11 protein-coding genes are annotated in these 13958 nt (G+C 46.4%); 5 read left to right on the forward strand and 6 right to left on the reverse strand.

The window, feature by feature from the left end:
- Positions 1 to 21 precede the first annotated feature (21 nt).
- Together ACE3K2_RS26030 and ACE3K2_RS26035 are read left to right on the forward strand one after the other, a co-directional pair.
- On the forward strand, positions 22 to 240 hold the full coding sequence (locus ACE3K2_RS26030; protein WP_145146884.1) for a hypothetical protein: 219 nt from the start codon (positions 22 to 24) through the stop codon (positions 238 to 240).
- 2 nt (positions 241 to 242) lie between these two features.
- Entirely contained in the window at positions 243 to 1361 is a 1119-nt protein-coding gene (locus ACE3K2_RS26035; protein WP_421896947.1) for a GerAB/ArcD/ProY family transporter, read from the forward strand.
- A 4-nt stretch (positions 1362 to 1365) separates the two neighbouring features.
- On the opposite strand, the gene ACE3K2_RS26040 is transcribed toward ACE3K2_RS26035, so the two are convergent.
- The gene (locus ACE3K2_RS26040) at positions 1366 to 1839 is read right to left on the reverse strand and encodes an RbsD/FucU family protein (protein WP_421896950.1); all 474 of its coding nucleotides are present in this window, start codon (positions 1837 to 1839) and stop codon (positions 1366 to 1368) included.
- 185 nt (positions 1840 to 2024) lie between these two features.
- Between ACE3K2_RS26040 and ACE3K2_RS26045 the strand changes: the two genes are divergently transcribed.
- Together ACE3K2_RS26045 and ACE3K2_RS26050 are read left to right on the forward strand one after the other, a co-directional pair.
- Positions 2025 to 2447, forward strand: coding sequence for a MarR family winged helix-turn-helix transcriptional regulator (locus tag ACE3K2_RS26045; protein ID WP_062833722.1), 423 nt, complete (start codon positions 2025 to 2027; stop codon positions 2445 to 2447).
- Positions 2448 to 2477: 30 nt separating this feature from the next.
- Positions 2478 to 3818 (forward strand): MFS transporter, encoded by a 1341-nt coding sequence (locus tag ACE3K2_RS26050; RefSeq protein WP_421896952.1) that lies wholly within the window; start codon positions 2478 to 2480, stop codon positions 3816 to 3818.
- Between the two features lie 156 nt (positions 3819 to 3974).
- Here ACE3K2_RS26050 and ACE3K2_RS26055 read toward each other — a convergent pair whose 3' ends face one another.
- From ACE3K2_RS26055 to yicI, 4 genes are all read right to left on the reverse strand, one after another.
- Positions 3975 to 5279, reverse strand: coding sequence for an MFS transporter (locus tag ACE3K2_RS26055; RefSeq protein WP_421896955.1), 1305 nt, complete (start codon positions 5277 to 5279; stop codon positions 3975 to 3977).
- Between the two features lie 79 nt (positions 5280 to 5358).
- The gene (locus ACE3K2_RS26060; protein WP_421896958.1) at positions 5359 to 8229 is read right to left on the reverse strand and encodes a glycoside hydrolase family 3 C-terminal domain-containing protein; all 2871 of its coding nucleotides are present in this window, start codon (positions 8227 to 8229) and stop codon (positions 5359 to 5361) included.
- 19 nt (positions 8230 to 8248) lie between these two features.
- Entirely contained in the window at positions 8249 to 9259 is a 1011-nt protein-coding gene (locus ACE3K2_RS26065) for a phosphotransferase (protein WP_421896961.1), read from the reverse strand.
- Positions 9260 to 9333: 74 nt separating this feature from the next.
- A complete protein-coding gene (gene yicI / locus ACE3K2_RS26070; protein WP_421896964.1) occupies positions 9334 to 11652 on the reverse strand; it encodes an alpha-xylosidase in 2319 nt (772 codons plus the stop codon).
- A gap of 173 nt (positions 11653 to 11825) precedes the next feature.
- Between yicI and ACE3K2_RS26075 the strand changes: the two genes are divergently transcribed.
- Positions 11826 to 12740, forward strand: a complete 915-nt coding sequence (locus tag ACE3K2_RS26075) for an AraC family transcriptional regulator (RefSeq protein ID WP_421896967.1) — start codon at positions 11826 to 11828, stop codon at positions 12738 to 12740.
- Between the two features lie 138 nt (positions 12741 to 12878).
- Here ACE3K2_RS26075 and ACE3K2_RS26080 read toward each other — a convergent pair whose 3' ends face one another.
- Positions 12879 to 13799 (reverse strand): hypothetical protein, encoded by a 921-nt coding sequence (locus ACE3K2_RS26080; protein ID WP_421896970.1) that lies wholly within the window; start codon positions 13797 to 13799, stop codon positions 12879 to 12881.
- Positions 13800 to 13958 lie beyond the last annotated feature (159 nt).

Raw genomic sequence — 13958 nt, forward strand, 5'->3', positions numbered from 1 at the left:
TTTTCCAAGGAGGTTACATACGTGTTAGCCGTTTTAGTATTTGCAGGATTGTATTTACTGGATTGGTCATCTGTAAAAACAAGCAAAAAAGCAATCAGACGTGCCTATTTCATATTGCTCGGTCTATTTCTCGTATGGAATACGCTTGCAGTAAGCTGGTCAGCATGGCCTAATCCCAATGATGTAATCCAACTGGTATTTGGCTGGGCTGATCACATGATTCATAAGGAAGGAGATTAACCATGAACCATCTCACTGCGGGACAGGCTTACCGCTTCATGTTTGTTTACCTGTATTCCGAACCTGTTGCCTTTCTCCTGCAACGTTTGTTCAAAATGAGTGGCTATCAGGGATGGCTGTCCACCATCGGCGGTTTTTTAATTAGTCTGATTTTTCTGTTCTTTACATACCGTTTGGGTTCCATTAATCCTGACAAACCCTGGATTTCCTATGGAGAGGATATCGTGGGGAAAGTTGTACATCGCTTTTATATCGGGTTAATTGTAATGTTGAGTATCTACTTGTTATCGATTGATGTGGAAAATTTCATTATTTTCCTGCAATCGATGTATCTGCCACAAACTCCGATTTGGTTAACATCAACCCTTACTTTACTGTGCATCTGCCTGACTGCGCGTTCAGGATTGGTTACCATTGTTTTTATGTCCGAAGGTATTTTTCTGGTGCAGCTTTTTACTTCCAGCTTACTTATTCCAGCGGTTGGGGGCGGCGGCAATCCCGGAATATTGCTTGCGATGGCAACCCATCATGATCTGGGTGAAATCGTGATGGGATCTCTGTCCACCATGCCATGGTTCTCCGAATGGATGTTTTTCCTCTTCCTCGCACCAGCCGTTGCTTTCAAGCGTCCTATGCTGAAAAGCATGTTATTCGCCGGTAGCACCGTGGTTGTATTCATCGTTATATTCTGGATGTTCACGCTGATGAATTTTGGCCCGTATGTGGCCGCAGGTCTTCGCTATCCCTTGCTTGAGATGGTTCGCTTTGCCCGATACGGAGATTTTCTGGATAATCTTGATCCCGTTCTGATTGCGATATGGTCAACAACGATGTTCACTCGCAGCTCATTCCTGTTGTATGTAGCTTCCGTCTGTCTTTCCAAATTGAGTGGGGTTAGGCAACAAAAATCTGTTGTGTATCTGGTCGGGGGAACGGCTGCCGCCATTGTGCTTCAATATGCCAGAGACGCTGCGTCGTACGAGCTGGCCATTCGTTCATACGCAATTCCACTTTACACTGTACTTATTGAATCCATGCCCATTCTGTATGTTCTGGTATACTGGCTCCGCAATGGTAAAAATAAAAAGGCGACCAAAGCATCCGTTGCTCCGTCGCCGTAAATATTTAGTTCGATTCAGCATTCTGCTGTTGATGACCAGGATCAGCATCAGGGAAAATGACGCCTTTCTTCAGAATCAGATTGGCATATTGTGCACGCTCACCGGTTGCAACAATCACATAGGCACGCGCAGCGCGTTCATAAAAATCAAATCGCTCTTCGTGATCGAAAGCATCCGTAATGCCTTCGTATTCTTCAATTAACCGGCGATAGTCTTCCCATATGATCGGTACCACCTGATCCCCTTTCACAACCTTCATGACAGCAGCGGGACGTTCGGCGTAGGTATCCAGTGGGTAAAGTTGCAGGATGGCTTCCAATAGTTCGACGACTCCCAGTGCATCACAGCGTACCAGTCGCTTGGCATGACTCGCTGCCGGGAAATTGCCATCAGCCAGAACCAGCTCGTCCCCATGCCCCATTTCAGACATGATTTTGAGCAACTCTGGAGGAATTATTGCGGGAATATTCTTCAGCATACACAGCTCTCCTTATAGAAGCGTTTTCATTTCTATTCTACCAGTATTTTTTGACCATTGTACAGCGTACATGTTGTTGGATATAAGATATTTCAATTTTGACAAAAGTACTTGTTTAACATATAGTTGTTATAACAACTAATTGAATGGAACATTTTTTAAGGAAAGCGAGGTTTCTCAATCATATGGACTACACACTGGAGCAATCTGTCGGATTCATGTTGGGTTTCACACATCGTAAAGCAGTCGCTTTACTTGCTACGCGGTTCAAACCTTATGATATTACGACAGAACAATTTTCTGTCCTTTTTAATGTTGACCGAGGTGAAGGTGTGAATCAAAAGGAGCTGGCTGCACGTGTCTTCAAAGACCAACCCACCACGGCCCGGATTATTGATCTGCTTGAGAAAAAAGGCTGGGTAGAACGCCGGACCAGCGAACAGGATCGCAGAGCCTATCTGTTATATCTTACCAAGGAAGGCAAAGCGTTAATCGATATCCTTGTTCCGATCGAAAGAGAAATGAATAAAGAACTTGCTGAAGGTATATCTGAAGACCAGATGGAAGCATTTAAGCATACTCTTTCCCTCATTAACCGCAACTTGTAATGAATCACAACTCAGGGGGAATACATCATTATGAAAGAACAATCTACACAAGTTAGACTATGGACCACCGATTTCATTCTGCTCATGCTGTGCAACTTTTTGTTATTCTTGCAGCTGCATATGATCGTCTCTCCACTTCCGTCCTACGTTCAGGAGCGATTTCACGCGAATGCGTTTGAGGTCAGCCTCTTCACCTGTCTATTTGCACTAAGTGCCATTGCAGCCCGTCTCTATTCCGCGAAAGCATTGGAGAAGGGTCTTCGTAACGCTATGATCTATATCGGCCTTTCCGTAGCCCTGCTGGCCACGCTCGGTTATTATTTTGCTGCGGGCATAGCCGTGCTTTTATTGTTGAGAATGTTGTTTGGTATCGGGTTTGGTATGAGCAGCACTGCTTTTCCAACGATGGCCTCGGACATTGTCCCCGTCAAACGAATGGGTGAAGGCATGGGTTACTTCGGGCTATCGACTAGCCTGGCTATGTCCATGGGTCCAATCATAGGGGTGACCCTGCTCCAGGGTGCTGGATTTGTAACCCTGATGTTATGTACTGCCGGTGTCCTTGCTGTAATCTATCCACTTAGTTACACGCTGACACGCAAAAAAGCCGCCAGAACCAATAATAATGAAAATATTATTCCACAAGTTACAACAAGTGCTTCAGGAGTCAACCCAAAACAGAAGACACCTTTCAACCGCAAGCTGATTCTGCCCAGTGTGCTGAACTGTCTGTTATCCATCACCTATGGTGGGCTTGTCGGTTTCATCGTTTTGTATGGCAAGGAAGCCAATCTGGCCAATCCTGCGCTGTTCTTTTTGTTCAATGCACTCGCCGTGTTATTGGTCAGACCATTTGCAGGACGAATCTATGACAATAAAGGCCCAAAAGCACTACTCATTCCAGGGGCAATATTCATTGCTATTGGCCTCGTTCTGCTCTCATATGCAACCTCCATGTCGATCCTGTTTATTGCTGCCTTTATCTACGGGATCGGCTATGGTTCCATGCAGTCGTCTCTGCAGACCTGGATGATTCAAGTTGTATCTCCTGCTCAACGGGGTATGGCTAATGGCATGTTTTTGAACTCGCTGGATCTGGGTATTGCGACCGGTGCCCTTCTTCTCGGCGCCATTGCGGCCATAACCAGTTATACCGATATGTACCGATATTCCGTAATGTTTATGATCCTGTTCTTGCTTATTTATCTGATTCAGGGCAAACGAAGCGGCAGCTTCTCCATAGAAGCTCATGCTGTGCTCGCTCATACTCATATCAATGCAACGGAGACACCTCAAGGTCAATCCAAGAATTCAGAATCTGGAGCCAGCCATATCGAAACTAGCCAGTCGAGTAAAAGCAAACACGAATGATTGATTAAAATCATGCTGAACATAAAAACGCGTTTACACCGAGAAAGCAAAAGTCATCCGCTTTCTTAGGCTAAACGCGTTTTTTATTAAACAGATCTGAATGTTAAACAAATTTAAGACAGCTTGGGAATGAACGCAGCATAACAGCACCGTTTTCTAAAATGGACTTTTCTTGCGACCTATGGGAGCATACCCTCTACTCGTCTCGATCACATCCATATGTGTTTCATCCTGTTCCCGATTATCGTTTCCTGACGTAGGTTGGTCTCCCTTATCCGGCTTAACTGCGAATAAGGTGAGCAATCCACCCACTGCGCCAGAAGCGGCGAGCACACCAAAAAGCAAAAAATGATGAGAACCGATCAGCAAAGAGACGACAGGTGGACCCAGAGATACCCCAATGAATCGCATGCTGCTGAACAGAGCCGTGATTGTACCCCGCTGTTTCTTGTCCACGCCTTCTGTAATCAAGGCATCCAGACAGGGTAACGTTGCGCCTATTCCGGCACTTCCTAATGTGAAAAGGCCTACTACAACATAGATATTATCGAATAAACCTATAACGCCAAGGGATACCGTCAGAAGCGCAAGTCCTGTGAAGCCAAGCCATTTCATTCGTGTTTTGTTCTTACCAATCCACTTCCCTGCCAAGAATGAAGACAGACATAACGCTGCCAGCGGAATCGCAAGGACAAGTCCTTTAAGCACACCTTTCAAGGCGAATTCGCTCTCCAGCGTCTCGGATAGATAATATAACACACCAAAGATGACAAACATGCAAATACCGCCGATTGCAAACAACGCATACAACCAGCGTCCCTTTTCTTTTAATACGTCACGAATCGATGCCACAAATTCAGGAAAGGTGGGGGGCTTTTCTTTTTTCTGGGGAGTCTTCACCAGGAAAATAACAAGGACCAGCGAAAGCACACAAAGTATAGGAATAGCCATAAATGGCGCATACCACAACCAGACGGCCAGCGCTGCCCCCAGAATCGGACTTAACACTTTACCAAACGTATTTGAGGTTTCAATGATTCCCAGACTTTTGCTCACCTGATCTTCATCATTGAACATGTCCCCAACCAATGGGATAACAATAGGAAATGCGCCGGCAGCACCTATTCCCTGCAATAACCTGCCACCCAGAATGGTCCAGTAGGCTATGTTTCCGTTCAGCATCCATGCTGCCACACCAGCTACAGCACCTCCGCCGGCTGCAATGACAAGACTGGGAATGATAACGGCTTTTCTGCCAAAACGATCCGACAAGTACCCTGCAAGAGGAATAAGCAGGATGGCAACTACAGCGTAGACTGTAATGAGCATACTAACCTTGAATGCAGATACCTTCAACTCACGTTCAATCTGTGGCAGGATCGGTATAAGCATGGAGTTGCCCAAGGTCATAATTAAAGGGATGGAAGCAAGTGCGACGAGGTCCCACTTTTTATCGTTCATACCACAACCACCTTTACAGATTCTACACACAACAGCATTATTGTGCTTGTTTCCGAGGTTGATTATTCAGAACGTGTTATTACAACAATTTAAAGTGTCGTAACGCTGCTCGACCTTTGAAAATAATATATAGCTCATTCACCTTATGTGACGCCTCAAGTAAACACTTAACCGTTGTCCACTTGATATCTTTCCCGTTTACACTGCCTCCAGGTCCAGATACATCACACACACCGAGCAGTTCGCCCTCCAGTCCTCCAGAACGAATCTCCAATCTGCCCTCTTCCCCAAAAGCCGCCACGCTGGCTTCAAACGCTTGTACTTCCTGAACAGCATTATGGTGGAAAGCGATCCAGGATGACTGACCCTCTCGATATAAGGGTTCTTCCCGAGTGATTGCCCGAACTGCCGAACGTCCTTCCAGACATTCATCCAACAGCACCCCTGCACAAGCATCATAATTCTCGGCAAAGGTAAGCAAATGCAGCGGACGCTCAGGAATCGTCTCACCTTCAATCCCAATATCAGCCGACTGGCGGATATCAGCGGAAGAACGCCCTGCCTGAATGGCCCAGGTCGCTGTCTCCAGGCAGTATCGATCTCGGGTAACATCCCATAACACCAGATTCTGAACAGGGATCTCGAAACGTATCGTAACACGCGACCCTGCTTTGACATGAACACGACGGAAAGCAAGCAGTTGCTTCTGAGCACGTTTCACACGCGAGGTATGTGAAGATCCATAGATCTGAACGACCTCATCACTGTCACGTTCACCCTTATTGTATACCTCCACTTCAATCTGCAATTGATCTGTGGCGGTAGCCTCCGCTGGAGCACTGCGACTTACACGAATCGCTTCATATTCGAATTCCGAATAGGTCAGGCCATGACCAAATGCATATTGAATCGGTCCTTGATGATACATATAGGTCATGCCGCTCTGAATGATGTCATAATCCATGATGTCAGGAAGCTGAGACTCATCTGCATACCATGTCATATTCAATCTGCCTGCCGGGGCATAATAGCCTAATAACACATCAGCAAGCGCATTCCCCAGTTCCTGACCTGCATGAGTCATATAAACGATTGCCCGGGCTATACCTTTTAATTCCTGCAGAGCAAATGGATAACTGCCCATAATGACAACCACCGTGTTGGGATTAACTTCACACACCGCTTTGACAAGTTCAACCTGACTCGGCGGAAGCAGCAGACTTGGGCGGTCAACTTCTTCTTTGCCGTTGATGTATGGGCTGTTACCAACAACAACGACAGATACCTGACTGCTTCGTGCAGCTTCTACGGCTTGTTCGATTCCGCGTGTCACCATATCAATATGGAACCCCGTAGCTTGTTGACCTAGTGAGGGGAGTGGCCCTAAAACAGAATGTCCCTCGTATTCGCTCAAACCAACGGGGATACCGTTCCACGTCCGCAATGTGTTGCTCCCATCCTCTTGGGGATCGAATTGTACGACTTCCTTGACAAACCAGCCACCAATCTCTGGGGCATTTGCCTGATAGATACCTTTCTCGGTTAAACTAACGTATCGATTATTGTTCACACTTCTTAGCGTATGACTTCCCCAACCCCAATCCTGATGTACAAACTCAGCTGCTGGTGCACTGCCCTCCGGTACCGCCAAGAGGGTACCTTCCGCACCAATGGTTATAATTTGTCCGTCTACTGTCTTTAGCCCAATACAATCATTCCCATCGACATATGATACGTCTCCTTCTGGTAGGCGATTACGCAGTCCATCGAGCACGGATACACGATAAGGCAGTGTGCCACTGTACCAATCCGTATAGACAACATTGGCAAGGGGACCAATGACACTGATCTTCTGTAATGCTTCCGGCTTTAAGGGAAGCAATCCATCATTTTGGAGTAAAACAATGGATTCGGCAGCGGCACGATAACTAAGTTTGGCATGCTCTGGTGCACATAATACCGACTCTGGAATCGATGCATAGGGGTTGCGTCCGGACTGATCCAGTTGTCCCAGTCGCATCCGTACACCAAAGATGTTACGAATCGCTCGGTCCAAATCAGTGACCTTCAATAGACCCTGCTCAAGAGCCTCTTCCAGCGCAGATACGACAAGATCAACCTCATCCGTAAGACAATCCACTCCTGCCTTTAACGCACCTGCTGCTGATTCGGCATGACTGGTGTGATAACCATGATAGTTCACCGTCTGAGACAGATCCCCCCCATCACATACAATAAAACCTGGCATTGCCCACTCGCCCTTAACCACATCATTCACATATGGACTTTCAATGGCAGGTGTACCGTTGATTGAATTGTAAGCGGTCATCATGGACAAAGCTCCGCCTTCCACAAATGGCGTCTCAAATGCTTTTAAATAATATTCCCGCAGATTGCGCGGATCGATGCTGGATGAACAATTCAGCCGATCCTTCTCATTATTATTGGCAAAAAAGTGTTTCAAGGTCGCGACCATTTTCAGATAAAAAGGATCATTGCCCTGCATCCCTTTGACAAGAGCTGCCGACATTTCTCCCGTGAGAACCGGGTCTTCCCCATAGCCCTCTTCGGTTCTGCCCCAGCGTGGGTCACGTTCCAGATCAACCGTGGGTGCCCACAAGGTTAACCCGTGAACCTCAGGATTACGGTGATGGTATGCCCTCGCTTCATCGCCAATGACTGAACCAATCTCTCGCATAAGCCTCGTATTCCAGGTACTGGACAGACCGAGAGGTTGCGGAAATACCGTTGCCTCCCCGATCCATGCAACTCCGTGAGCAGCTTCGCCCCCAACGTTGTAAGCTGGAATGCCCAGTCTTGGTACAGCTGCTTCGCGTGTAGGGATCAATCTGATCTTCTCTTCCGTTGTCAATCGTGCAATCAGGTCATCCAATCTTTCCTCCAGCGAAAGTGACGCATCCCACATCGGGTATTGATGATACTCCTTCATCCTTCATTCCCCCTGCGAATTAGTGGTGTGAAAGTTGCTTCCATTGCTCCAGTAAATCCAACGTACGCTGGCGATACTTCTGACCATCCTCAGGTTGATTGACCTGATGTTCATGAACGTAGGAATTAAAATACGAAGACAGTATTCGGTACGCAAGCCTGCGTGCCTGTCCTTCCGTGGACGGGTCCAGCGGATGATCATAGCCTTCATGAAAAGCCACCGATTCTGTCGACAATATGGCTTCATACTCCCTGTCGGCAAACATGGAACGATCCCCATCAATGATGGCCGCAATGTTTAGCTCACCATGTTCCTCATGAATAAGCACATTGGCTTCCCACAGGTCATTATGAACCAGTACCGGACGGGTCACCTGATCAAATAAGTCTTTATTTTTCATGAATAGAGCTGCGATCTCTTCCCCTACACCTGGCATATACTCGGCTTGTGCTGCTTTAAGTGCCGTTTCTGCTGCAAAAGAGTGCAACACCTCGGACCATTGATCCGAGCCTTTAATCGTCCCATCTCCTTGCGGCCAGCCAAACGATGCACCCTCAATCTGATGCATGATGGCGGTATACGCGCCAAGCTGATGGTACAATCGCTCTTTATCCATGTCTGAAATCGATGCGTGATCCAGCTGCTTACTCGGGATAAACTCCATAAACATATACGTTCTTGGTATGATGGACCCGCTGTCATCACAGGTGATAATGTTTGGTGCAGGAATGCCTGCCTTACGATAATATTCATACACAATCGGCTCAGCTGCCATCATCGTGCGTTCGAATGAAAAAAGCGGATCACTCGCAGCACCAGCCGCCATATCTCCACGGTCTGGAGCCAAACGTAAAATCACATCCGTATACGTTGCATGTTCAAGTTGAATCCGATAGGTTGTATTAAAAAGTCCACCTTGCAGGAGACCAAACGCCTTCACTTTGGTATCGCTTCCAAAATGAATCTCTACCAGTTGATGCAGCATCTCTGCTGATATCGTACAGTGCAAACCCGAATTCATCGTACTCATTTGATTCAATCTCCCATCCTTGTAGACAAACAGACGGCACCTTGCGGCACCGTCCTTTCGTCTACTATATCATGTTACAGTTGGATTGTAAGCGAGGTTGCACCTGTTGCTGCCGTAACGACAACACCATTGGCACCAGACACTTGGGAGCCACCTTCAACGCTGGATACACTCTCCATACCGCGAAGCACCAAGTTCCATGATTTGCCTGCACCTTCAGCACGAACGTCCAGCACTGATCCATTACGTGTAACGTTAACTGTCAGTTCCTGTTCAGCAGCTTGGTTCACTACGACCGCTTGAGCCGTTTGACCATCAGCCAGTTCGAACAAGTGCAGGGACACATCATTCGCAAAGTCATAATCCGGTTTGTGATCTACAGCACCGACAGCGATCAGGCTGTTTGGTTTAACCATCATAGGCAGTGTTTTGAAGTCATGGTTTTCACTGATCCAGCGTCCACCTTGTACTTTCGCTCCTGTCAGATAGTTCGTCCAAGTTCCTTCAGGCAGGTAGTAACGCACATCTCCTTCCTTGTTGAAGATTGGAGCCACGAGAATTGAATCACCAAACATATATTGCGTATCCAGGCTGTATGTTGTCGGGTCCTCTGGGAAATCCAGCAGCATAGCGCGCATCATCGGAATACCTTTTACCGTTGACTGCACCGCAGAATTGTACAGGTACGGCATCAGGCTGATTTTGAGCTTGGTAAAGTCACGTACAACGTCCACGGATTCCTCGTCAAACAACCAAGGCACACGATACGAAGTGCTGCCATGCAGACGGCTGTGTGAAGATAAAAGTCCGAATTGTACCCAGCGTTTGTATACATCCGGGCTCGCTGTGCTTTCAAAGCCACTGATATCATGGCTCCAGAATCCGAAACCGGAAAGGCCAAGTGACAGGCCGCCACGAAGGGATTCAGCCATGGATTCATATGTGGAAGAACAGTCTCCGCCCCAGTGAACCGGGAACTGTTGACCACCTGCTGTTGCAGAGCGGGCAAACAGGGCTGCCTCGTTTTTGCCAATCTTCTCTTCGAGCAATTCAAATACGGCTTTGTTATAGAGCTGTGTATAATAGTTGTGCATTTTAACCGGATCAGAACCATCGAAGTACACAACATCTGTCGGAATTCTTTCACCAAAGTCGGTCTTGAAGGAATCTACACCTTGATCCAGCAGGACTTCCAGCTTGCTCTTATACCAATTCACAGCATCCGGATTCGTGAAATCAACCAGAGCCATGCCTGCTTGCCACATATCCCATTGCCATACGCTGCCATCGGCTGTTTTGACCAGATAACCGTTCTCCATACCTTCATCGAACAAGTAGGATTTTTCTGCAATATATGGATTAATCCAAGCACAGATTTTTAGACCTTTCTCTTTCAGACGTGCAAGCATACCTTCCGGATCCGGGAACATTGCTTCATCCCAGACAAAATCAGACCATTGGTATTCCTTCATCCAGAAGCAGTCAAAATGGAATACAGACAGCGGAAGATCACGTTCAGCCATGCCATCTACGAAATGATTAACGGTTGCTTCATCATAATCCGTTGTAAATGACGTTGTCAGCCACAGACCAAATGTCCATGCTGGTGGAAGCGCCGGTTTACCGGTTAATTTCGTATAATTATCCAGTACATCCTTTGGATTGTCACCGCCGATGATAAAGTACTCCAACGTCTCGCCTTCTACGCTGAATTGCACTTTAGATACATTCTCGGATGCAATCTCATACGATACGCGTTCCGGATGGTTTACAAATACGCCATATCCTTTATTGGACAGGTAGAAAGGAATGTTTTTGTAGGATTGCTCACTGCTTGTACCGCCATCTTCATTCCAGGTATCTACGATTTGACCATTTTTAACAAACGGTGTGAAGCGCTCACCAAGTCCGTAAACGTATTCACCAATACCGAGATCAAGCTGCTCACGGAAGTACGCTTCCTTGCTCGGACCTGTAATATAACCAGCCGCTCGTTGACCGCTACCCGTAATCCGTTTTCCTCCATACAGGAAGCTAACGTCCCAACCGTTTGTTTTATCGATCTGAACTTCCAAATTGCCGCTTTTCAACACAGCACCTTGTTCATGTTTCGAGATGTCAACGTTTGCATCTTGCGTGTTGAGCTCAAATACCGGCCCTTTTTTCACTCCGCCCTTATGGTGATTCAAGGTTACACGGATAACGTTAGGCATAGGAGAACTGTAAGTTGCTTTAAGCAAAGTTCCGTTCAGCGTATCGCCTTTGGAACGAATATATTTAGTTGCCGCATATACGGTCAAGGAATCCCCTTTTTGCACTATATCACGAATATCAGTCGGGTTTTGAATGTGATACCCTTCACGAGTCATCCAGAATCCATCAGTAAATTTCATGTTTTCTTTCCCCCTTTGGTTATATTATAATAATATTGATATTTATAACGAATTTCTTCTCTTATTTTGACCAAATATATCACGATTTTGATAATAAACATCCGTTTCTTGAACATCAACACCAATCTATGGAAACGATTACATTAATAATGATACAATAAGGAGAATCGGATATGGAACGTGAACGATTACGGGAAGACCGGATTCACGGCAATGCCATGTATCCAGTCAGTGTGTACCCGGATATTCAACAACTGAACGGGGATAGCATTCTGGATTGCCACTGGCATGATGAGATGGAGTTCACTATGGTGACCAAGGGCTGCGCTGTCTTTCAGATTGATATGAATACCGTAGAGGTGCAAGCTGGAGAAGCGATTTTCATCAATCGGGGCGAGATTCATGCGGGGTATCTGAAGGGTGATGTTCCCTGTGTATTCTCTTCCATTGTATTTAATCCCGAGCTGCTTGGCAGTCGCACCTTTGATGCGGTTCAGGAGAAATTCATCGGTCCACTGGTACGCAAAACGGTGATTCCCCCTTGTCATATCAAGGCAGATGAGGATTGGGGACACGAAATTCTGGGATACCTGAAACGCATCTTTGCAGACCATGCTTCCCGAACCGAAACGTGTGAAATGTCAACAAAAGCGTACCTGTATCTCATATTTGCCCGCATGTTCGAACATATGAGACCTGCTCCGCTCAAAGGCACCGTGGCTACAGGGAGTCATGACAAGGTAGAGCGCCTGAAATCCGTGCTCGGGTATATCCACAAGCGTTATCCTGAACCATTGAAGCTGAAAGAACTGGCCGATGAAGCCAATATGAGCGAAGGGCACTTCTGCCGTTTTTTCAAACAGATGGTACAGAAAACCCCGGTTGATTACATTAACTATTATCGCGTTCAACAGGCCTGCGTTCAACTTGAGAATACGGATCACAAGATTGTGGATATCGCCATGGATGTGGGTTTTGAGCATCTAAGCTACTTCATCACTACATTTAAAAAACATAAATCCACCACACCTTCACAGTATCGCAAAATGTTCTATGAGAACGTGGCTACAGCGTCCGCCCTGGTCTAGGAAAGACCATGCTCTGGGAAAGCGGTCAGATCGTGCGCTTGAGCCTGATATTGCCCTGTATGACTCCATGCAATTACAAAACAAAAGAAGGTGCCCACAGCTATTCAGCTGCAAGTACCTTCTTTATTCATTGGTGAATCACTTTTTCAGCGTCTTCCACGAAGTGTATTCATGCACGGAGAAACCATTAAAGGACGCATGTACCGAAGCCATTTTTTCGACCAACTTCAATTGCGCTTCCATATAAGCAGATCCTTCTTCATAAAAGGTAATGAAATCGCCTTCCTTGCTTTGCTTTGTTTCCACAGCTATGGAGATCGTTTTGCCAAGCAGAGCCGCTTCTGCAAGTTCATCCTTCGCTACACTATAGATGGCAGCAGCTGTATCACGGTAAGCCATAATGGTGATGGAGTCAAACTTGCGAATCATCCAACTGCTTACGGCCATCGTTGAACCCGGAATTTTGTAGTTATCGAGCCAGAAAGGCAAATCAGCCGCTACCGGCATCTTCATGCGCGAGGCTCGCTCAACAATGTACTCCACATTGCCTTGCCACTGGGTAATCACACTGGCCTGATTGATTTTCCATTGCGGATGCACATGTGGCTCAATATCCAGATGAATGCCAGCAAATTTCTCATTGGGCAACGCCTGTGCTTGATATGCCTCGATCCAGTCCAGGAAAGATGCAATCTGTTCCCGGCTTTCCGTCAACCCCCACGCTGATCTTCCATCCATAACATCAACCGCAATATTTTTGGCTCTCGCTTGGCGAATAAAACTTTTATACTCAGGATTTTTTATATCCCGGTTCATCTGCAGATAGATCGTATTGATCTTGTTCGCTGTGGCGTAATTTAACACCTCTTGAGGATTACTTCGGATCTGGGTGGTATCCCACACCCATGTCGCTCGCACGGGTGCATCAAGTTTTCCATGAATCGTTGCATAACTGTCGACTGAACCATCCGCGATGGCTTTGGAAGAACAAGCTGTGCTCGCACACAGGATCAAACAACTCAGTAATACGATAAAACGGTAACCCATTTTGCTTTTCATATTTGTACACTCCCTCTGAAGTTATCAGCTCTGACGTGCAAATCTGGATGAAATCGTGTCGTTTCATATTCATTTAATGGATAGTTATTACGTACGACGAATTCGAATTGCTTTTATATGCAATATCATCTTTAAGACTTACGACGAAAGAATCATATA

Source organism: Paenibacillus sp. (genome assembly GCF_048976745.1).
In the GTDB taxonomy this organism is placed as follows: Bacteria; Bacillota; Bacilli; order Paenibacillales; family Paenibacillaceae; genus Paenibacillus.

Excerpts from the sequence above, each read along its gene's own strand:
- ACE3K2_RS26035 (WP_421896947.1), top strand. The coding sequence starts at position 243 with ATGAACCATCTCACTGCGGGACAGGCTTACCGCTTCATGTTTGTTTAC.
- ACE3K2_RS26040 (WP_421896950.1), bottom strand. The coding sequence starts at position 1,839 with ATGCTGAAGAATATTCCCGCAATAATTCCTCCAGAGTTGCTCAAAATC.
- ACE3K2_RS26045 (WP_062833722.1), top strand. The coding sequence starts at position 2,025 with ATGGACTACACACTGGAGCAATCTGTCGGATTCATGTTGGGTTTCACA.
- ACE3K2_RS26050 (WP_421896952.1), top strand. The coding sequence starts at position 2,478 with ATGAAAGAACAATCTACACAAGTTAGACTATGGACCACCGATTTCATT.
- ACE3K2_RS26055 (WP_421896955.1), bottom strand. The coding sequence starts at position 5,279 with ATGAACGATAAAAAGTGGGACCTCGTCGCACTTGCTTCCATCCCTTTA.
- ACE3K2_RS26060 (WP_421896958.1), bottom strand. The coding sequence starts at position 8,229 with ATGAAGGAGTATCATCAATACCCGATGTGGGATGCGTCACTTTCGCTG.
- ACE3K2_RS26065 (WP_421896961.1), bottom strand. The coding sequence starts at position 9,259 with ATGAGTACGATGAATTCGGGTTTGCACTGTACGATATCAGCAGAGATG.
- yicI (WP_421896964.1), bottom strand. The coding sequence starts at position 11,652 with ATGAAATTTACTGATGGATTCTGGATGACTCGTGAAGGGTATCACATT.
- ACE3K2_RS26075 (WP_421896967.1), top strand. The coding sequence starts at position 11,826 with ATGGAACGTGAACGATTACGGGAAGACCGGATTCACGGCAATGCCATG.
- ACE3K2_RS26080 (WP_421896970.1), bottom strand. The coding sequence starts at position 13,799 with ATGAAAAGCAAAATGGGTTACCGTTTTATCGTATTACTGAGTTGTTTG.